We start from the raw sequence: 18,527 nt of genomic DNA, 5'->3' as shown, positions 1-18,527 counted from the left end.
GTCATGAAGCAGCGAACCTGTTCTTCCAGCTGATCTCCGGCCGCTATGAACGCGCGTCCGTGATCGTGACCAGCAACAAACCGTCGGGCCGCTGGGGAGAGGTCTTCGGTGAAGTTTCCCCGTGATCTTGGGCACTCGATTTCTACGCCGCGAGGGTGTGCTGATGCCGCTGCCTGGTCTCGGCCGGGGTGAGACAGGCGCACTGGTGGAGTGTCGGTATCCGAGAGTTGCAGTATTCGCCCGCAGGGCGAGCAGCCCCGCACCCGGCCCGGTCACGTCAGCGGTGACAAAACATCCCACGCTGCTGAGCGCGAGCCGGCCCCGTCTTGTCAACAGGACTCCCAAGCCCGGGCGTATTCAAAGACTCGGCTCGCGCCTCCGAAGGTCGGCTCCCGCCGAGCTTCGCTTCCCATGAGGCGTACTCATCTCGTGCGATCCGCGATCACCTGCGCAGCGCGGAATCCGGGCAGTGATCCTCGTCCCCGCTGACCGGCGTGGGCACCGACTGCGACGGGGCAGCCGGCTACCGGCCTTCGACCGCGAGACCTACAAGCAGCGCAACACCGTCGAGCGGTGCATCAACCGTCTGAAGCAGTGGCGCGGCATCGCCACCCGCTACGAGAAGACCGCCACCGTCTACCTGGCCGGACTCCACATCGCGGGCATCTTCCTCTGGTCCTCCCGGTGATCCAGACGAAAACTGCCCAGCGGCGTCTGGTGCTCGGGGCGTGGGGCTGCGGGGTGTTCCAGAAACGATCCGGTGCGGGTGGCCGCGGTCTTGCACGGCCACCGTGCGGGCGGCGGCCGGTTCGCGGCTCACTTCGACGAGATCGTCTTCGCGATCCTCGACCGCACCCGCGAACGCAACATCCTGCGAGCCTTCGAACTGTCATGGAAAGAGTAGCGATTGGCGGCTGGCCGTGGTCAGCATGCTCCAGTGGCGACGGCTGAGCCGGCATCGGGGGGCGTGCCCGCCCATCCCGTGACCCGGCGCGCGGTGCCGCCGAACAGCGCGGTTTTCTCCGGTTTCGAAAGTTCCCCGCGGTCGAGCAGGTGGTGCAGGCCTTGGGCGTACGAGCGGTAAGGGAATGGAACGGGAGCGCAGGGTTGGCCGGTCGATCGCCCAGGTGTCCAGATGCCGCTGCTGGAGCTGGTGGAGGCTCAGGTGCTGGGTGTCGAGCCAGTTCAGGAAGTCGATGGCGGCAAGGACGTTGCCGCCATCGCCCTTGTGTGCTGCGTAGGTGGTTGTCTCACTGGCACGCTGGCTGGGCCACTCCGATCCTGGATTCACCTTGCGGAAGTACTCCCACTTCCTGCCCCGTGCGGGCGCGCGAGGCACCGCCGCCATCGACGCGATCTTCACGTGGCGTCGGCCCGGACAGCGCCGAGGCCGGACCGCAGCTCGCAGCAGCCCCCGCTCGGGCGCAAAGTCCCAGAGAAGTCCCAGAGATGCCGCCGCCCCCTTCCGAACCCGCGTTATGCCTGGTCAGGAAGGGGGCGGCGGCTTTCGTCGATCAGATGTCGCGGAACTCATGGACAAAGCTTCTGACCTGCGTAGATGACACCTCGCGAAGATCATCTTGCACGGTTGTTGCACAAGCCGAACGGAGCAGGAGTCACGCGGCCCTGGTGTAGGCGCTCCGGACCGCGATGCGGACCTTGGAACCGGCTCCCACAACCCGGTGCACGTATTTACGCAGGGTAAACGCGGGATCGGCGTGTCCGAGGCGGTCCGCGAGCGTGTACACGTCTACCCCGCCGTTGATCATCATCGATGCGTACAGGTGTCGGAGCGCGTGCATCATCACGTCGCGGGACTTCTCCCAGCGTCGTCCCTTCGCGTCGGGCTCGAGGGGCTTGATGAGGCCGGCCGACGCCAGGGCGGGCTTCCAGCGGTAGGAGTTGAACCAATTCGACTGAATGGCGGTCTTCTCCCGGGTGTAGAAGATCAGCCGCACCGTGACCGGGTCGCCGCCTTTGCTGCCCCACGGTCGGGTCACCTCGACGGGAGGGTACTTCTCCATGTGCTCGCGCAGGGGGATGGCCACGTCGTCGGTCAGTTCGACCCACCGGTCCTTCGGGTCCTCGTCGTCTCCGCCCTTGGGGAGGGCGTATGCCAGGAACGAGCCGTCGTGGACTACTTGCCGTTGCACGTGCACCATGGCGCCGTCCGGATGCGCCCAGTCGATGTCTTCTGGTGACAGGCCGAATATTTCTCCTTGACGAAGGCCCAGGCCGCGACCGCAGTCGACGAGTGCCTTGTAGCGGTCGGGAAGTTCGGCACGGATTTTCTCGGTGTCCTCCCATGTCAGGGTCAGCTCTGCGCGGCCGCCACCTCCTCGCTTCGGCTTGGCGTCCTGCACCGATTTGGCGAGGCATGGATTTTTGTGTATCAGGCTGTCGTCCACGGCCAGGTCAAAGACAGCCCGGAGATTGTCGAAGACCAGGCGCAGTGTGGAACTTTCGAGCAGCCGAAGACGGTCGTGCAGCCAGTCCAGCAAAGACGACGCGTTCACGTCCTTTACGCGCATCTTCCCAACTGCGGTAGGAGCGATGTGTAGGTGAACCCGCTCCCTGTGGCGTCGGTATGTGCGCGGATTCTTGTGTTCGTGCCCCTTGAGCCACGTAAGGGCGAGTTCGCCGACCCTGACCTCTCCGGCGCGAGGGTTGATATATGAACCGTCGTCCACTCCGGACCGCATCTTGGTCTCGTGCCTGCGGGCTTCGACCTCGGTGCGGAACAGCTCCGTCTGCTGGACATCTTCCCGGTTGCGCCATCGGGCCTGCCACCGCTTCCCCGTCCCGTGATCCCGCGTCGGGACTTTGCCGTGTTCCTTGCAGGTCGACTCCCCGTCTTTCGGGCGCGACTTGTGCCAGCGGTCGTACGGCATCGACTCAACTCCTAGTTTCCAACGGCCCTTTGGGTCTATTTGTGGACTCTTTCTAATCAGGGCCGTCATCGACGGCGAGATTGTCTGCCCGTTCATCGCGCCCTGAGTGAATTGGATGTTGATCCAAGCGAGCTGAAGATGTCAAATGCATTCTTGGGGTCTTCGCGACAAAGGGTGCAGAGTGGTAGAGAAGATTTCACCTAGGCGAATGCTCGCTGAGGGTTCGACGAGGGCTCGCCGAATCCTCAGCGAAGATTCACTTGTGTCCTTCGAGGCTTCGCAAGAGTCGTAGGCATTTCGTCGAAGGGCCCTCTGTTTGGTCCGGCCGGAATCTAATGCAAACGTTCGGTGCACCACCACGGCGGAATATCGCTCACGTGGTTCTTTCCTGCCTACTTCGAACCGTTCTGGAGTGCCCATGCGTCGAACCACTGCCCGCGCGGAAGAAGCCGCTGGCGGCGCGGGGGACCGCTGTCCCTTGATGAGCGCGGAGGAGTTGGCTGAATTCCTGGGCGTACCGCTGAACACGGTCTATATATGGAATCACCGACGCCAGGGGCCGCGAGCCCACAAGGTCGGACGCTATTTGCGCTACCGCTGGCCGGAGGTAGAGGCATGGCTGGAAGCTCAAGTGGTGAATCGCGCGACCTGATCGGCCAAGATTGGCTGGTGCCCTTGTCCTTGGTCGGGCGACAGAACCCGGCGTACAGCCCGACTCGCCTGACGCCACCTGCGGCTTTGCCTTGGAAAGGGCCTCCGACCTGCGTCGGAGGCCCTTTCTGGTCTTTCGGGGGCTTGCCGCGTTAGGCGGTGAAAAGTCCCTCGGAAGTCCCTCGGACAACACTGAAAGTCCCTGAAAAATCCCTGGCGCGGGGGCGCGGAGGACGCCTCCGGCCTGGGGTAATCATGTTTCCTCTGGCCTCAGGGCGCGGCCTGTGGGAGCCGGGCGCAGCGGGTTGCAGCGCTCGTCATCGAGACCTACCGGAATCCCCGCGCCGCCTGAGTTCAATTGAGCACTACTGCGGGAGGGCGAAGCGGAGCCGCATCCTCGTGCTGACGAGCTCGTAACCAGCCAGGCCCGGGGCGCCGAAGGGATTAGGCAGAGGGGTGATTCGGCGGCGAGTGCGGTCCAGGACATCAGAGACGTACACGATGATGTACGTCTCATCCGGGCCCAGGTGAGAGGCCCGTTCCACCTCGGAGTCGCCAAGGATGATCTCGCCACTGCTGCCGACCGATGCCTTGACCTCGTACAGATACGTCCGCTCCCCGTCATGGATGCGGAAGTCGTATCCCAGCCTGTCGTCCCCCTGGCCGCCGGCGATGACGTGGGAACGCAGGCCGGACTTCCAGGAGGTCTCCTCGGGAACCCCGAACCGCTCCCTCAGCCAGGCGCCCACGACCGCTTCACCGGCGAGACCGATGGCCGTGGTCTTGTCCTGATCGGTGGCTGGGGCACGGTAGCCCCCGGATTTGCCACCTGACCCCGGTGTCTTGCGGGGCCTTGGCACGACCGGGGGGAGGGCTCCTGTGGGCTGGGCGGGGGTGGCGAGTTGCTCAGCCGTCAGGTCGCCGGCGACCGCCCGGGCAAGTTCTCTCAGTTCGTCCGGACGGGTCGGCAGGGGCCTGCCGTTCAGCATGACGTGCGGCCCCGGTCCCCCCGCAGCTGAGCCGGACCCCGAGGTCGTTCCGGGCCCGGAACGCTGCCCGGGAAGCGGCACGTGGGGCTTGTCAAGTCCCAGCTCGGCTCGTCGGTCCGTCGCCGGCATCCCCTGTGGCCAGTAGCCGTGGCCGTTCAGCCAGTCGACGAGCACCGGCGAGGTGAGGGCCTCGAAGTCGAGTAGACCCTCCTCGTCCAGTTCCTGGACGAGGTCGGCGGCACCCGGCAGGGAGGGCACCGACGCGGAGCCCTCGCGCCGCGTCCACTCGTCGATGAGGCCGCGCAGCCTCGGCAGCGACCGGTGGACTGCACCGATGGACGCCTCGCGGACCTCCGCCAGGGGGCGCAGGACGATCCGGCGGCGGGGAGGGGCCGGAAGCCGGGCCGCAGCCCAGGCGTCCGCGTGGACCTGGAGCAGCTCGGACGACAGGTTCCACAAGGTCGTGTGCCATCCGGGGTCCGGCTCGAGTCCTGATAGGGCGCGCAGGCGGAGGTACCCGGCAAGGGAGCGACCCGACCGGTACACGCCCGCGTGCGCGTCACGGACTCGCTCGGCGAGAGCCGCCCGGTTCCGTTGCAGCCATGCCTCGAACTGCTGTCGGTGGCGAGCCTGGTTGTCGAGCATGGGCAGCCCCAGCGTTCGCCATGCCTGGTTGGCGTCGGCCAGCGGGATCGAAAGCTCGCTCAGCTGTCGCTGCCGGTCGTCATCGTCGAGCAACCCCAGCAACAGCTCCGCACGGTCGGGATCGAGCCGGCCCGTCAGCCAGTCACGCAGTTCCGAACGGTCGTGGAAGCTCTCCAGGCAACGCTGCAGCTCCTCCGCGAGGTCGAGGTCGACGCAGGCGAGTAGCGGGACGAGCAGGGCGCTGCCAGAGCGCTGGGAGGCGCGGTCCGCCAGGACGAGCTCCAGCCTGCGCAGGGGCACGTCGAGCGCGGCCGCGATCCGCTCGTCATCGATCTCCTCCGTCTGCGGGCAGCTTTCCTGCAGTTCCATGAGCGCCGCGCGCAACCCCTTGGCCAGGTAGGGCGCGCCGACCAGACTGGCCAGCCCGGTCGCCGCGTTCCGCAGCAGCCGCCACTTGGTGGGCTCTCCCGTGTGCAGGACGACCAGGCAGGGCCGCTCGGGGTCCTGATGCAGCAGCGAGCCGTCCGCGGCGGACTCCTCGACGCGGTGTCCCGCGACCCAGACGACGGCCTCCCGGGCCACGGTGAACTCGCAAGCCTGCAAGCGCCGGAGCACCTCCGGCAGCGGAACGGGGTCAGGGCGCGAGGCTCGCTCCTCGTCGAGGTCCACCGCCGCCGCGACGAACGTGCGCAGCCACGGCCCGGCGTAGGCCAGCAGCGATGCGCGGGACGCCTGGTCGAGGAGCAGGGCTCCCACGCGGATGTCGGTCTCGGCCTCGCTCGCCCGGCGAACGGTGAATACCGCTCGCGCCTCCAGATACCGGTGGATCCGTAGGCCGAGAGACCTGTCCTCGATCGGAAGGAGGGGAACCGGGACACGTTCGAGGAGCTTCCCGTTCTGTGCCCCTTGTGGATCGGGTACGTAGACGGTCTCGACCTGCGGCTCACCGCGCAGGGCCTCCAGAACACCGGCCCGCGCGACGAGCAGGACGTCCAGCGGATGCGCGAGGCGAGAGGCCGAGGTTCCGTCCGGTGCGGAGAGTACCTCAGACCACGCCTGCTCGTACGCACGGCTCATGGCGTACCGGTGCACCCCTTGGCGAAGGTGACCACGCTCCTCCACGAGGGCGGGCAGGTGACGGATCCGGTCGGCCGCGGTCCGCGGATCGTCCCAGGCGCGGATGCCCAGCAGGCGCAGCCTGTCGGGCATCGCGGGGGAATGCCGTCGACGCAGCGTGGGGGGAACCACGGTGAGGTACTCCGGCGGCGTCTCCTGGGAATGCCACCACCACGCCGTCGAGGCCGGGGCGAAGGTGATCCCGTCTCCCTGAGCCGGCATCTGGGGGATCCACGGCGCTTGGGTGAGGAAGGCGGATACGGGTGTCGGCCATGGAGTGCCGTGTCCGTCCGACACGGGACGGACGAACCTCGTCTCCAGATCGCTGTCCGGCCAGGTCGCAAGGCCGTGCGTGATGAGTTCCGCGTACAGGCGACGGCTCTGCTCGTCGAACTTGGCGTAGTCGTACTGGCCGGGGAGTACGGGCAGCGCCTTGCGATACGGATGGTATTGGACGGTGGCGTGGGCGACGGACCGCAGATTGGGCCAGCGTGCGGCGGTGGCGCGCCATTGCTCCAGGAAATCGACGCCCGCGTCCTTATGCCACATGCCGGCGAACCATCGGGGCGTGTTGAGCACCTCCCCCCGGACGCCGCCCGAGAACACCTCGTAGCGGGGCCGTAGCCCGTGGCGCACGCCTTGGCGCTCCAGGAACCGCAGCATGGTCTGGGGCGGCAGCTCCGTGTCCCCGCAGATCTCCTCGGGCGTCCGCACGAGCCGGCCGGCGGTCGTCGCCAACACGGGAATGCCCGTTACACCGTCGAGGAAGCGGGTCAGGGTCTCGTCGATGGAACGGTGGTCCCCGGGCCAGCCGGTCCCGAACATGGCCTGGACGGCGACCAGCCAGCCACCACGGGTCGGTACGTGCAGGTTCTGCAGGGTGGGCACCCTGCGCCCGGCCCGCTCCAGTGCGGTCGCCACCGAGCAGAGGTACCGAAGGCACTGGAGCCGTACGCCCTCGTCCTGGCCGTTCGCCCCGGTGGCCGCCGTGACCACACGGAACACGGCGTCGGAACCGTACTCCTGGACCAGACGCTCCGATTGCAGCCAACGCCGCCCCATGGCCCGGCGCTTGGCGCGCTTTCCCGACCAGTCGACCGACTCGTGCACGAAGGAGACGTGGTCCGCCAGTCCCGTCGGCAGGGCCGGGAGTCCGGACGCGACGTCGGCGCCTCGTTCCAGGAAGACACCCTCGCCGCCGGCGGCCGCGAGGGTCATCGCGGAGCTGAGGATGATCTTTTTGCCCTTCAGGGCCGAGCCGTTGGGGAAACAGACGGACAGGTCGTAGTAGAAGTCGGCCCACCAGCCGGGGTCGAAGAGGTTCTTCAGGGTCTGCTTCGCCAGCCTTTCGGCCCACCGGGCGACCCGCGCCGGCTCCGGGGCGAGAGAGAGCCCGCGGACGTCGGCCAGCGCGGAGAGGCGGCGCAGCCGGCCGGAGTGGAGCCCGGGGTCGACGAGATGCATCACCCCGGTGGCGGCGACGGAGTCCGGGGTGAACACCCTGGCGGTGTCCTGGCACGTCCACAGGAATCCGTACCGGAAGGAGGTTCGCACGCCGACCGGGGCGAGCACGGGCATGAACTCGACGTGGTCCAGGTTCTGGCCAAGGGCGTCGAACGCCTCTTCCAGCCGGTCCAACCCGCTGCTGTTCCAGCACATCAGGTCGGCCAACGCCTCCGCCGGAAGCTGCAGGCGCCCCTCGCCGGCGAGTAGGACGGCACGGGCACAGGCCGTCGCAAGGGTGTCCAGGAGAAGGTCGTTCCAGGGCATGGCCTCGTTGAAGGACCGCCGGTTCAGTTCGGCGAAGAACGGCGCGTTGACAAAGCCGTTGAGCGGCGAGGCGATCTGATGCCCCATGGGGAGGAACGTATACAAGCGGCCTCGGTCCAGCGGATCGCCGACCGGTACGGCCACACTGACCTCGGCCTTCTTCTCCCACACCGCCCAGTCGGGGCGCAGGGCCCCCTCGTCGACGGAGGCCGCGATGGCCGTCCGGGCCAGCTGCTCATCGACCTTGGCCCGCACCAGGATCAGGCGCATCCCCCGGCGCAGGACGACCTCCTGAACGGTGATCCCCTGGTAGCGGTAGAGCTGGCGAACCGAGCGGTCGTAGCTCTTGCGCTGGGTCTTGCCTGCCGCCCTGCGGCCGAGGGTCACCCGTTCCAGACGGTCTAGGAAGAGTTCGAAGGGGGCCGCATCGTCCATCAGTTCATCGAGCTGCGCCCGGGCGGTCTTGGCCGCCTCCGGCGAACGCAGCGGGAGTCGGACGACGGTGACGAAGCCCCGCCGCCCGAAGCGCTGGGCGGCCAGCGGCACCTCGTCCAGGGGGATCGGCACCTTGAGCCGGAAGAGGTTGTCCTCCAGGTGCGCGGCCAGGTCCTCCCGGTCGGGGTCGACCTGGCGGGCCAGCCAGATGAAGTCGCCAGGCAGGGCGAAACGAAAGCAGAAGCCATCGAAGGTCTTGGATCCGGCCCGGGAGACGCTGTACAGCTCGGGTGCCTCGGTGAGCTGGAGGACGCTCTTGAAGCCGACGCCCTTGTGCCCGATGCCTTCGTCGGGGCGCTTGCCGGAGAGGCCAATGCTGCACAAGGCGGTGAAGTCCCGCGTGCCCAAGGGCCTGCCCCCGTTGGCCACATATAGGGTGCCGTGCTCGCCCTCGTCTTCGTCGAGGAGAATCTCGACGCGCCCGTCGAGAGTACGTGCGGGATGCGCGTCGTGGGCATTCTGCAACAACTCGATCAGTACGCGCCCCTGATACTCAGGGGCGATGATCGTCTCGGCGATGGCTTTGAGTTCCCGGGCGGACTGCCGGCCGTCCTGCCAGTCTCGCAGGCAGCCACGGGCTTCCATGAGCGCACGGTCCGTGACTGTCCTACGCCAGGTAGCCGACCTGCGAGACCGCGTGGCCGCAACCCGCATACGTTCAGCCCCCGCCATGCCGCACCCCCGATACAACAGACAAGTGATCTTATCAGCGCGTCGAAGGCCTGCATCGAGCCTCCTGGAGGGCCTGAACCGGACACTGACAGGGTGGGCGACCTACTTCCGCCACGGCGCGGCGAAGCGGACCTTCAACGCGGTCGATCACCATGCGTGGCACCGCGTCGCGATCTGGCTCCGCCGCAAACACGGCATCCCCAGCAGCCAGTTGAAGGGATTCTGTGACCTGAGTCTCCCCTCATAGTGTGGAGTCCTTGACTGCAGGGGAAGTTGAGAGTCATGGCGGAGAAGCGTCGGGTGTTCAAGCCTGAGTTTCGTGAGAGGGCTGTACGCATCGTGACCGAGACCGGGAAGCCGATCGGCGAGGTGGCCGATGACCTGGGGATCAACGAGACGACGCTGGCGAGCTGGGTCTCGCGGGCCAAGCGGGCCGAGAAGGGCAAGCCGGCCGAGGTGGATGCGGAGATGGCGCGGCTGCGGCGGGAGAACGCGCAGTTGAAGAAGGACAACAAGGAGCTGGTCATGGAGCGTGATGTCCTCAAACGCTGCATGGTCCTGTGGGTGAAGTAGCTGTGGCGGACCCGGCCGTCGTGGCCGGGGCGATCAGTCTGAGTCCCCCGTGCAGAAGGAGACGCCGCCGGGGCAGGAGGCAACGTCCCGGTCGCTGCTGGTGGTGGCGTCCATCATGTCCGCGAGGGTCTCAAGGTCGTCGGCGAACTTGCGGAAGTCCTTAGCCTTCGCGCGGGCCTCGGCCGCGTCCGTATCCGTTTCGCCCAGACCGATGGCCGGCTGCGAACCGGAGAAGTCCAGCAGACGCGCGTCGAGAGGTTCACGGCCGTCGTTGCCCATGACGACATGCCTGGCTCCGCGGTGTGCGTCGTGAATACCGGCCTCAGTGCACCAGTCAGGATGGGCCGTGCACGGTTGCTGGCGGTCGTCTTCACGACTGCCGCCGGGTGGGAGCGCCGAAGGGGTGCCAGCAGGATGGGAGGTCAGGGTGGTGAGGCTCTTGTCGCAGATCGAGCGGGTCGGAGGCTGCGCCTGGTGGGCGTAACAACTGCTGGTCTCGCGACCCGTGGTGCTTCGGCCCCCGTTGTTGTTCAGCCTTGCTCAGTGGGAGCAACCCGTTCGCTGTTCGAACAGCACTAGCTCAGGGCTGGCCGCTCAGCGGTATAAATCGCGCTTTGCTTCCGGGTGGTGCTATTGGCAGCGCTTTAGGCGGCTTGTGCAGCCGGTGAGCAATGCCACGGACTACTTGGATGACGTCTTTTCGTGCCCGCCGAACGGTGCGACGTGTCTTGGCGTTGCGGCCCTGGTCGGTATGCCGAGCATGTACTCCATGTCGAGCTGCCCGCCGGAACGCTGCTCGGGCCCGTCTTCCCACACGATGAGGTTCCCGGTGACGATCAAGGGGGTCCAGCCTTGAGTTGTCAGAGCAGGTGCAGATTAGGAGCCTGTGCTGCGCTCGCGTACTCAGGCAGTGCGACGACCGTGATGCCGGCGTTTTTAAGGGTCTCGACGCCTTCGGCGTCGGCGACGAAGGTGTCGGGCTCGTTCCAGGCGGTGACGACGCGGCGGAGGCCCACGTCGCGGATGAGCTGGGCGCAGGGGTAAGGTCGGGATGCCCGCCTGGCGCAGGGCTCAAGAGAGCTGTAGATCGTGGCGGTGGCGAGCCGGGCGTCCTCGGCGGGGAGCTTGGCGAGGGCTCCTTCCTCTGCGTGGTCGTGGGGGTCGCTCTCGCGGGAGTAGCCGCGGGCGAGTTCGGTCCCGTCGGCCGCGACGATGACTGCCCCCACGCTGAAAGCGGTCTCCGAAGGTGGGCAGAGGGCGGCCAGCTCACAGGCGAGGGCGAGCCAGTTGCGGTCTGCGGTGTTGGGCTCGCGGCCGGTGCCGGGGGCGCCGGCTGAAGGGGTGGTGCTCATCGGGACTCCGTTGAGGTCTCCTTGGGGGCGTACCTCAGGAGTACCACGTCGCCGATCTGGCGGGTCTCGAGAAGTCGGAGGCGGGCGGCGGGCCCGCCGGGATAGCTCGCTGGGCCGAGCATGCGCACTGCATCGGGCTGACCGACCAGGAGCGGGGCAATGACGAGTTGGAGCTCGTCGGCTAGAGCTGCTTCGAGGAGCTGTGTGTGAACGGTTCCGCCACCCTCGACCATGAGCCGTCTGACGGCGTACTCGTCGCCGAGGATGTCGAGCGCGGCCGGCCATACGGCCTCGGCGGGGACGCTCTGAACGGTAGCCAGGTCACCGAGGTTGGCGCGAGCCTTCGCGGTGGCCTCGTGGCCCACGGCGAGGACGAGCTTGTCTCCGCCGTGGTGCCAGAACTTCCAGCCGGGATCGAGGTTGCCCGTGCCGGTGATGGTGACCTTCAGCGGGTATTCGGGCTCACCGGCGGCGACCCGGGACGCCCTGCGTTCCGCCGAGTTGACGAGGAGGCGGGGGTTGTCGGCGCGGAGTGTGCCAGCGCCGACAAGGATCGCGTCGACACCGGCTCGTACGGAGTCGACGCGCTCGAAGTCCTGCTTGTTGGAGAGCAGGAGCCGGTCCTCGCCCGGGCGGGTGTCGAGGTGGCCGTCGATCGATACAGCTGCGGACAGCAGGACGTACGGGCGGGGCAAGGTATCTCCAGGCGGTGTGCGCGGGTGGGTCAGGCGGGATGCAGAACGATGCGGTCGAGTGAGGCGCGGAACTCGGCGACGCCGTCCTCGCCGGTTGCGGGGGCCAGTGCCTGGTCGAGCCGGTCGAGCTGTCCGAAGATGCGGGCAGATCCGGTCTCGGCGGCGATCCCGACGGCCTGCCCACCGATTCGGGCAGCGAGGGTCACGTTGCCTGTGCCCGCATGGGCACGTGCAGCGCGAGCGAGGTAGACACCGCGGTCCCGGCGATATGCGGACGGGAGCACTGCGAGGGCGCTGTCGAAGCCTGCCGCGGCCTGCTCATACTCGCCGAGTGCGGAGAGGGAGCGAGCTCGGGCGGTGCTGATGTACGCCGCATCGAGCCAGGAACCCCAGACACCGTCGGAGCCCGCCCGCCCGAGAAGAGCAAGCGCGGTGTCGTAAGCCCTGTGGGCTTCGCTGCCTTCACCGAGTACGGCACGCGCGTGGGCCTCGTGCAGAACGGCGATGACTTCGAGGCGGCTCCCGGGTCGGGCGGTGCGTCGGGCGGCTGCGGCGAGGCCGAGAGCGTCGGCAGGATGACCGGTGTCGACAGCCAGCTGTGCCTTACGGCTGAGGATGTACGCGGTGAGATCGGTGTCGCCGGTGATGTGGGAAGCGTCCAGTGCCTTCGCGGTGTGGCCGTGGGCGGTGCGCTCGTCGCCGATGTCCTGGGCGAACCAGCCTGCCAGCTCTTCGTATCGCGTCTCCAAGGCGAGAAGCTCGATGGCGTCGGTGCCACGAGCGGATCGACGTCTTGTGGCAAGGGAGACGAGGTGTTGTTGCAGGGCGGGCAACACGTGCCGGGGGCCGATGAGGTTGTCGGTCTGGAACATGACCCGGCGGAGTTGCGCGAAGTGCTCGAAGGGAGACCCCATGTCGGCGAGTTCGGTGGCAGCCGCCGGCGTCGCGGCCGGCATGGCTGTCGCAGCCAGCCCGGCGATCCCTGATGCGAGAACAACGCGGCGGGGCACGGGCACGAAGAGGATCCTTCCGTGGATGCGGGCGGGGACGACGACCGTGTCCGTGTCGTCTCCAAGCGAGCCTGCCCGCACGACCGCGTTCATGGCCAGGGTCTCCGGGGCGCTGGCCCCATGACCCCGTGTACTGGCCCCATGAGTCGCTGTCTCGGCTCTGGACACCGGGACAGAGCAATCCTGGGGGGCCTCGCGCTCCGCGCTGTCCCAGCCACGAACCAATGCACCGGCGGCATCGAGGATGTCGTCGAGAGTGATGGCCGCATGTTTCGGGACGGGACGTTCAGCGCGCTCGAAGCGCCCGAGATGTGAACGGTCGATCAACGCCCGGCGAGCCAGAGCCTGCTGCGACAGCTGACGGGCCTCGCGGAACTGGCGTAGCTCGTAACCCCAGCGGTGCCATGGGCCGGCGTCCGGAGTCAGCTCGTTCGGCTGCTGCCCCACGCTTCCTCCTCCACCGTGGACTTTCGTTCACCCGCGGTCGATGTCAGCGACAGGGGCGGCTCTCCATGGGGCCTGCGGAGCCAGCGTGTGAGGCTCCATCTAGGGCCTGCCCACCGGGGTTCCGTACCGCTTTCATCGTCGGTACGAGCTGATCACACGGTATCCGAACGGCGCCTGGCACGGACCTGATTCACGTCAGTGGCGAACGTAGTGGTCGGTCGGACCGAACGCATTGCGCAACCGTCGGATGAGCCCTGCGCGGGCGGAGCGCGATCTAGGGGAAGGCGACCATGAAGACACGTAGAAGCCTGGGCGACATGATCGCCGTCTCCAGTCCACGGATCAGCCTGATGGGATCCCGGGACCGAACGGACACCGACACTGCTCGAACCCAGGAGTGGCACCGCAAACCCGCCCCGCTGGAGCGTCCGGCGCGCAGCGGCGAGCTCGTCCGGCTCCGTCAGCAGTTCCGTCGCGAGGCGACCGAAAGGTGCGACCGCCGCTCCGGTGATCGCCGTCTCCGGGTGTTGGCGTACAGCTTGGTGCTCAGCAGGAGTGCCAGGCCGGATGAGGACTGGAACACCCTCCAGACCGAGGCTGAGCAGCGTGGCTATGCAATGGGAGCGAGGTTTCACGACGTAGCCGTTCCCGTGACCACGACGTGCCTCCCCGGCTCGGGTGCCGGCTGTGGCGTCTACACGCCGCCCTGGAAGCGCCCTGGCTGGGGGGAGGTCGAGCGACTGATCCGAGGCGGCTTCGCGGACGGCGTGATCGTCCTCGACCGGCACAACATCAGCTCCGATGACGACGAGTATCGCGCTGTGATCAAGGAACTGGGTGAGCGGTACCAGGCATTCATTCACCTCGTGATCCCCGAGGAGCTGTCCGGTCCGACTTGAAGGCGACCGTTGCGGTGGATGGATGCGAAGGGCTGGGGCTGGAGACAGGCCAGCGCTCAGGTTCTCCTCGTCGTCACCGTGTTCGCAGTGCTCGTCACCGTCTACCAATCCGCCTGATCGGAGGGCCGTTTTGACGTTCGAGGGATACACCAACCAGGCGACACATTTCCTGCCGCTCCGTGGGGTGGGACTCGACCTTTGCATCGTGCCTGCAGGTGACCCGCAGGGCGCGGCATGACCGCGATCAAAGAGACCTGCGCGTGCAGTGGTCGTCTCACCCGGATCCCTGCTTCGTTGTCGAGTGGGGGGAGAGAGACCACTCACGCTCGAGGGCGACCGCACTGCCACCACCCTGGGGCGCTTCTACGGCTACAGCGAAGCAGCCATAGCGGCCTTCATGGGGTGGTGCCACAAGTCCCCCTCTTCGGCCGTGCCCGAACCGTGTTCCCCCACGGCACCGTAGCTGGCCGAAGAGGGCCCAACTTCCCACCCGAGAGGACGAGCACCATGTGTGCGCACAACCCGCCGTGCCCCACGGCCATGGCTCCCGACAGGGAGGCCGCGCGACCCGTCGCGCACCGCCCTGAGCAGGGCTGGTGTGTTAACTGCACCTTCTTGAGGTCGTTGGGCACTGCGATGTCCAACTGCCCAGGGAGTTCTGTGTGACGTCGCATCTGCGCAACGAGCTGATGGAGGGGCGAACCCTCTTGCCCCGTATCGGCTCCGTCGTCGAGCTGGAGACCCAGCACCCTCCGTACGCCGTACTCGGCCCGGACAGCGAGCCGGTCGTGTCCGTCGTGCCGTACCTGCGGGATCTCGCTCTGAACGACAACAGCCCGGCCACCGGCCGCAGTTACGCCAACGATCTGCTGCGTTGGTTTCGGTTTCTGTGGCTGCTGAACGTGTCCTGGGACAAGGCAACGGAAGGGGAGGTGGCAGTGATAGTGGGATGGCTTCGTGCCGCGCCGAATCCGCAGCGCCGCCGTACCCGGACGGATGCGCCGGAGCCGGGGTCAGTCAATCCGCGCACCGGCAAGCGGTACCTGAGGGCCGGGTACGCGCCATCCACGATCAACCATGCCCTGACCGTTGTCAGCAGCTTCTATGACTTCCACCGAGACCTGGGCCGCGGCCCGTTGATGAACCCGGTGCCGGTCTCGGAGGCACGCCGCCGGGCCCTGGCTCATCGCGGTCCGATGGAGGCCATGCCGGTCTTCCGCCGGGCACGGCTGCGTCAGCGCGTCCCGGACACCGAGCCGCGGGCGATGCCCGACGCGATGTGGGACGAGTTCTTCGAGGCCATGAACCATGACCGCGACCGCGCCGCGGTGCTGCTCTATGTCGCCAGTGGTGCCCGCGCCTCGGAACTGCTGGGGGTGACCCCGGCCGACATCGACTGGTCGGGCCAGATCGTCTACGTCGTCTCCAAGGGCACGAGGCTGCGCGAGCCCGTCCCTGCAAGCCCGCAGTCCCTGGTGGTGCTGGCCGGCTATCTCGACGCGATGGGCATGCCCGCCCCGCACGAGCCGGTCTTCCGTACTCGCCGCGGCCCCGACGGGCCGCTGACCTACTGGGCGATGCGCCGGGTGATCCAGCGCGCCAACGACAAGCTCAGGACGAACTGGAGCCTTCACGATCTGCGCCACACCGCGGCCGAGCGGATGGCGAACGACCCCAACCTAACCCTCGTAGAGGTCCGTGCGACCCTGCGGCACGCCGACCTGGCCACCACCGGCCGCTATCTGCATGCCGGGGTCGAGGACCTCTTCGATGCCCTTCAGGCCCACTACCAACGGCCACGGGTCGGGCCGAGCATCGCGCCGGGCTACGACCCGGACGACTTCAAGGTGGTGTTCGGTGGCTGAGACGCAGACCTTCACGGCCCGCAACCGCCGCGTCGACTACCAGGACGGGCCGTTCATCCCGGCACCCGTTTCACGTTTCGCAGGCGCGGAGTTGAAGGCGGCGCCTGCGCCAGTGCCGAGCACTCCGCCGAGGCCCTTTGGCGACCTGTCCACGACTCCGGCGAGTGAGATCGTCCGCATCGCCGAGCTGGAGACGAAGGGGCGGCCCAACCCGGGCCGTCGGCGGCACGCCGTCCAGCGGACCTTCGCATTCCTCGAAAAGACGCCGGGGACTACCTGGCAGGAGCGGTGGGAAGCCAGCGGCTTCAACAGTGAGGGCGCCTGACCGGTGCGGAGCCTGGCACCCGAGGGAGACCGCGTCTTCAGCGCCGATCTGACCGCGGGCATCAAGCTCGCCTTCTGTCTGCGCGTGATCCGGCCGTCGATCTCTGGGTTTCGCGCGAACAGGTTCCTGGACTACCCCGACCGGTTCCGCGAACTGCAGTCCGACCCCTACCTGGACAAGTACTTCGCCGCGGCCGACGCCTTCGGCTTCAACCACATGCACCGCCTGCGCGCGAAATTCGACCTCACGGCCGCGCTGACCACCCAGGGCATCGCACTGGAAGACCTTACGCCCGCAGCGCTGCTGCACCACGGTCTGGAATCCAAGCGACTGGGGCTCACCCACAGCAGCTCGTCCGGCGCGACACGCTTCGCCGGCCTCGGCGCCTGGCAAGTGCTTCACCAGATGGGCCACTTTCCGCCCGGCACCCCGCCCACCCTGCGGGCCTACGTCTACCGCGGCCAGCTCACCATCACCCAGCTCGTCGACCGCTACCCCCTCCAGCACCAGGGCGTGCGGCAGCTGCTGATCGACTACCTGACCCGCCGCCGGGCCTCGACCGACTACACCACGATCACGGCGTTGGCCCGTCAGCTGGCGAACACGTTCTGGGCGAAGATCGAGAAGATCAATCCGGGCCAGCAGGACCTGGCCCTGAGCCCGGAGGTCTACGCCCAGTGGCGCGAGGCCGTCAAACGCTGGGACCGTGACGAGCGCCGGGCCCGAGCGGATGACTCCGGCATCCTCCTGGCCGTCCGCGCCCTCTACATCGACCTGCACAGCTGGGCGATCGAGGAGCCCGAACGCTGGGCTCAGTGGGTCGTTCCCCGCCCGATCCGCCCCAGAGAACTCAAGGGCTTCGCCAAGCGCAAGCGCGAGATCAACCAGCGCATGGCGGACCGCATCCGAGTCCGCCAGCCGCTGCTGCCCACCCTGGTCGCGCACGTCGAAGGGCGCTACGAGCATCTCGCAACCCTGCTCAAGACCGCCCGCGGAACCCAGCTCGGCGAGAACTTAGTCCACGACGGACACTCCTATCGGCGCACGAACAGCGACCGGGACCACGCCTGGGCCAAGAGCGAGGACGAGCCACCGGTCCGCGTGATCGACGAGGACGGCCAGACCCTCAACGTCACCCTGGTCGAGGACACCGCCTTCTGGGAGTGGGCGGGGCTGGAGATCTTGCGGCACAGCGGCATCCGGGTCGAGGAGCTCTGCGAGCTCACCCACATGAGCATCCGTCAGTACCGTCGGCCCAACGGCGAGGTCATCGCGCTCCTGGTCATCGCTCCGTCCAAGAGCGAGCGCGAGCGCGTCATCCCGATGTCCGCCGACCTGTTCCACGCGGTTGCCCAGGTGATCCGCCGGCTCACACCCGACGGTCGGCCCGTCCGTCTGCTCCACCGCTACGACCCGCACGAGAGGACCTGGTCAGAGCCCATGCCCTTCCTCATGCAGCGGGAGACTGGCACCCAACGCTCGGTGATCTCACCGACCACGTTCGTCCACATGTTTGCCCGCAGCTGCGAGGAACTGGCCGAGACGCACCGGGCTTTCTCGGACATGACCTTCACGCCCCACGACTTCCGAAGGCTCTTCGCCACCGAAATCGTCAACGGCGGCCTCCCCATCCACATCGGAGCCGCCCTGCTCGGACACCTCAATCTGCAGACCCTTCAGGGCTACGTCGCGGTCTTTGCAGAGGACATCGTCACCAACTACCAGCGGTTCCTCAACCACCGGCGATCCCTCCGCCCCGAGATCGAGTACACCGAGGTCACCCGCGAGGAATGGGCCGACTTCGAGGAGCACTTCGATAAACGCAAGGTCGAACTCGGCAACTGCGCCCGCCCCTACGGAACCCCCTGCAACCACGAGCACGCATGCATCCGCTGCCCGATGCTCCAGGTCAACCCCAAGATGCTGCCCCGCCTCGCGGAGATCGAGAAAGACCTCCTTCTCCGCCGCAAGCGGGCCCAGGAGGAGCAGTGGCTGGGTGAGGTCGAAGGCATCGACTCGACCCTGACCTTCCTTCGCGCCAAGCAAGCCGAAGCCGCCCGCCTGACCAAGAGGCCCGTCACCGACCTCGGCATCCCACGTCCCCGCCCCGAGGAGACCCCGTGATCGCCTTC

14 protein-coding genes and 4 pseudogenes are annotated in these 18,527 nt (G+C 67.5%); 12 read left to right on the top strand and 6 right to left on the bottom strand.

The window, feature by feature from the left end:
* Nucleotides 1–5: 5 nt before the first annotated feature.
* The 3 genes and pseudogenes from ACIOMQ_RS11205 to ACIOMQ_RS11195 form a co-directional block, all read left to right on the top strand.
* Nucleotides 6–113, top strand: a pseudogene (locus tag ACIOMQ_RS11205) (ATP-binding protein); the annotation flags it as partial.
* 273 nt (nucleotides 114–386) lie between these two features.
* Nucleotides 387–688, top strand: a pseudogene (locus ACIOMQ_RS11200) (transposase); the annotation flags it as partial.
* 78 nt (nucleotides 689–766) lie between these two features.
* On the top strand, nucleotides 767–904 hold the full coding sequence (locus ACIOMQ_RS11195; RefSeq protein WP_401263624.1) for a hypothetical protein: 138 nt from the start codon (nucleotides 767–769) through the stop codon (nucleotides 902–904).
* Nucleotides 905–1,616: 712 nt separating this feature from the next.
* On the opposite strand, the gene ACIOMQ_RS11190 is transcribed toward ACIOMQ_RS11195, so the two are convergent.
* Nucleotides 1,617–2,891, bottom strand: coding sequence for a tyrosine-type recombinase/integrase (locus ACIOMQ_RS11190; protein WP_362201829.1), 1,275 nt, complete (start codon nucleotides 2,889–2,891; stop codon nucleotides 1,617–1,619).
* 418 nt (nucleotides 2,892–3,309) lie between these two features.
* On the opposite strand from ACIOMQ_RS11190, the gene ACIOMQ_RS11185 reads away from it, so the two are divergent.
* Nucleotides 3,310–3,543 (top strand): helix-turn-helix transcriptional regulator, encoded by a 234-nt coding sequence (locus tag ACIOMQ_RS11185; RefSeq protein WP_402188679.1) that lies wholly within the window; start codon nucleotides 3,310–3,312, stop codon nucleotides 3,541–3,543.
* A gap of 364 nt (nucleotides 3,544–3,907) precedes the next feature.
* Here the strand turns inward: ACIOMQ_RS11185 and ACIOMQ_RS11180 are convergent, their stop codons facing one another.
* Entirely contained in the window at nucleotides 3,908–9,142 is a 5,235-nt protein-coding gene (locus tag ACIOMQ_RS11180) for a sacsin N-terminal ATP-binding-like domain-containing protein (protein WP_402188677.1), read from the bottom strand.
* On the opposite strand from ACIOMQ_RS11180, the gene ACIOMQ_RS11175 reads away from it, so the two are divergent.
* Together ACIOMQ_RS11175 and ACIOMQ_RS11170 are read left to right on the top strand one after the other, a co-directional pair.
* Nucleotides 9,060–9,476: a group II intron maturase-specific domain-containing protein gene (locus ACIOMQ_RS11175; RefSeq protein WP_399332763.1), complete on the top strand. Its 417-nt coding sequence runs from the start codon at nucleotides 9,060–9,062 to the stop codon at nucleotides 9,474–9,476. The two genes, ACIOMQ_RS11180 and ACIOMQ_RS11175, sit on opposite strands and share 83 nt — an antisense overlap.
* A gap of 35 nt (nucleotides 9,477–9,511) precedes the next feature.
* A complete protein-coding gene (locus ACIOMQ_RS11170; RefSeq protein ID WP_093798514.1) occupies nucleotides 9,512–9,802 on the top strand; it encodes a transposase in 291 nt (96 codons plus the stop codon).
* A 33-nt stretch (nucleotides 9,803–9,835) separates the two neighbouring features.
* Here ACIOMQ_RS11170 and ACIOMQ_RS11165 read toward each other — a convergent pair whose 3' ends face one another.
* The 4 genes and pseudogenes from ACIOMQ_RS11165 to ACIOMQ_RS11150 form a co-directional block, all read right to left on the bottom strand.
* A complete protein-coding gene (locus ACIOMQ_RS11165; protein ID WP_402188674.1) occupies nucleotides 9,836–10,081 on the bottom strand; it encodes a hypothetical protein in 246 nt (81 codons plus the stop codon).
* Between the two features lie 581 nt (nucleotides 10,082–10,662).
* A pseudogene (locus ACIOMQ_RS11160) lies at nucleotides 10,663–11,849 on the bottom strand (dihydrofolate reductase family protein).
* A gap of 29 nt (nucleotides 11,850–11,878) precedes the next feature.
* Nucleotides 11,879–12,952 (bottom strand): DNA-binding protein, encoded by a 1,074-nt coding sequence (locus tag ACIOMQ_RS11155; protein WP_402188857.1) that lies wholly within the window; start codon nucleotides 12,950–12,952, stop codon nucleotides 11,879–11,881.
* Nucleotides 12,953–13,087: 135 nt separating this feature from the next.
* Nucleotides 13,088–13,306, bottom strand: a pseudogene (locus tag ACIOMQ_RS11150) (helix-turn-helix domain-containing protein); the annotation flags it as partial.
* A gap of 317 nt (nucleotides 13,307–13,623) precedes the next feature.
* Here ACIOMQ_RS11150 and ACIOMQ_RS11145 point away from each other — a divergent pair.
* The 6 genes from ACIOMQ_RS11145 to ACIOMQ_RS11120 all read left to right on the top strand — a co-directional run bounded on the left by ACIOMQ_RS11145 (nucleotide 13,624) and on the right by ACIOMQ_RS11120 (nucleotide 18,519).
* A complete protein-coding gene (locus ACIOMQ_RS11145; protein ID WP_358979604.1) occupies nucleotides 13,624–14,205 on the top strand; it encodes a hypothetical protein in 582 nt (193 codons plus the stop codon).
* A gap of 265 nt (nucleotides 14,206–14,470) precedes the next feature.
* The gene (locus tag ACIOMQ_RS11140; RefSeq protein WP_402188672.1) at nucleotides 14,471–14,668 is read left to right on the top strand and encodes a DUF6302 family protein; all 198 of its coding nucleotides are present in this window, start codon (nucleotides 14,471–14,473) and stop codon (nucleotides 14,666–14,668) included.
* 44 nt (nucleotides 14,669–14,712) lie between these two features.
* A complete protein-coding gene (locus ACIOMQ_RS11135) occupies nucleotides 14,713–14,871 on the top strand; it encodes a DUF5999 family protein (protein ID WP_402188670.1) in 159 nt (52 codons plus the stop codon).
* The gene (locus tag ACIOMQ_RS11130; RefSeq protein ID WP_402188668.1) at nucleotides 14,868–16,070 is read left to right on the top strand and encodes a tyrosine-type recombinase/integrase; all 1,203 of its coding nucleotides are present in this window, start codon (nucleotides 14,868–14,870) and stop codon (nucleotides 16,068–16,070) included. Before ACIOMQ_RS11135 ends, ACIOMQ_RS11130 begins: the two co-directional genes overlap by 4 nt.
* Nucleotides 16,063–16,395, top strand: a complete 333-nt coding sequence (locus ACIOMQ_RS11125) for a hypothetical protein (protein ID WP_402188666.1) — start codon at nucleotides 16,063–16,065, stop codon at nucleotides 16,393–16,395. The genes ACIOMQ_RS11130 and ACIOMQ_RS11125 overlap by 8 nt, the downstream gene beginning before the upstream one ends.
* A gap of 3 nt (nucleotides 16,396–16,398) precedes the next feature.
* Nucleotides 16,399–18,519, top strand: a complete 2,121-nt coding sequence (locus ACIOMQ_RS11120) for a tyrosine-type recombinase/integrase (protein ID WP_402188664.1) — start codon at nucleotides 16,399–16,401, stop codon at nucleotides 18,517–18,519.
* Nucleotides 18,520–18,527 lie beyond the last annotated feature (8 nt).

The sequence above is a fragment of the Streptomyces sp. NPDC087845 genome (assembly GCF_044742755.1).
Lineage (GTDB): Bacteria > Actinomycetota > Actinomycetes > Streptomycetales > Streptomycetaceae > Streptomyces.
Note: the sequence above shows the minus strand (reverse complement) of the source record. Positions and strands in the feature narration are given on the sequence as shown.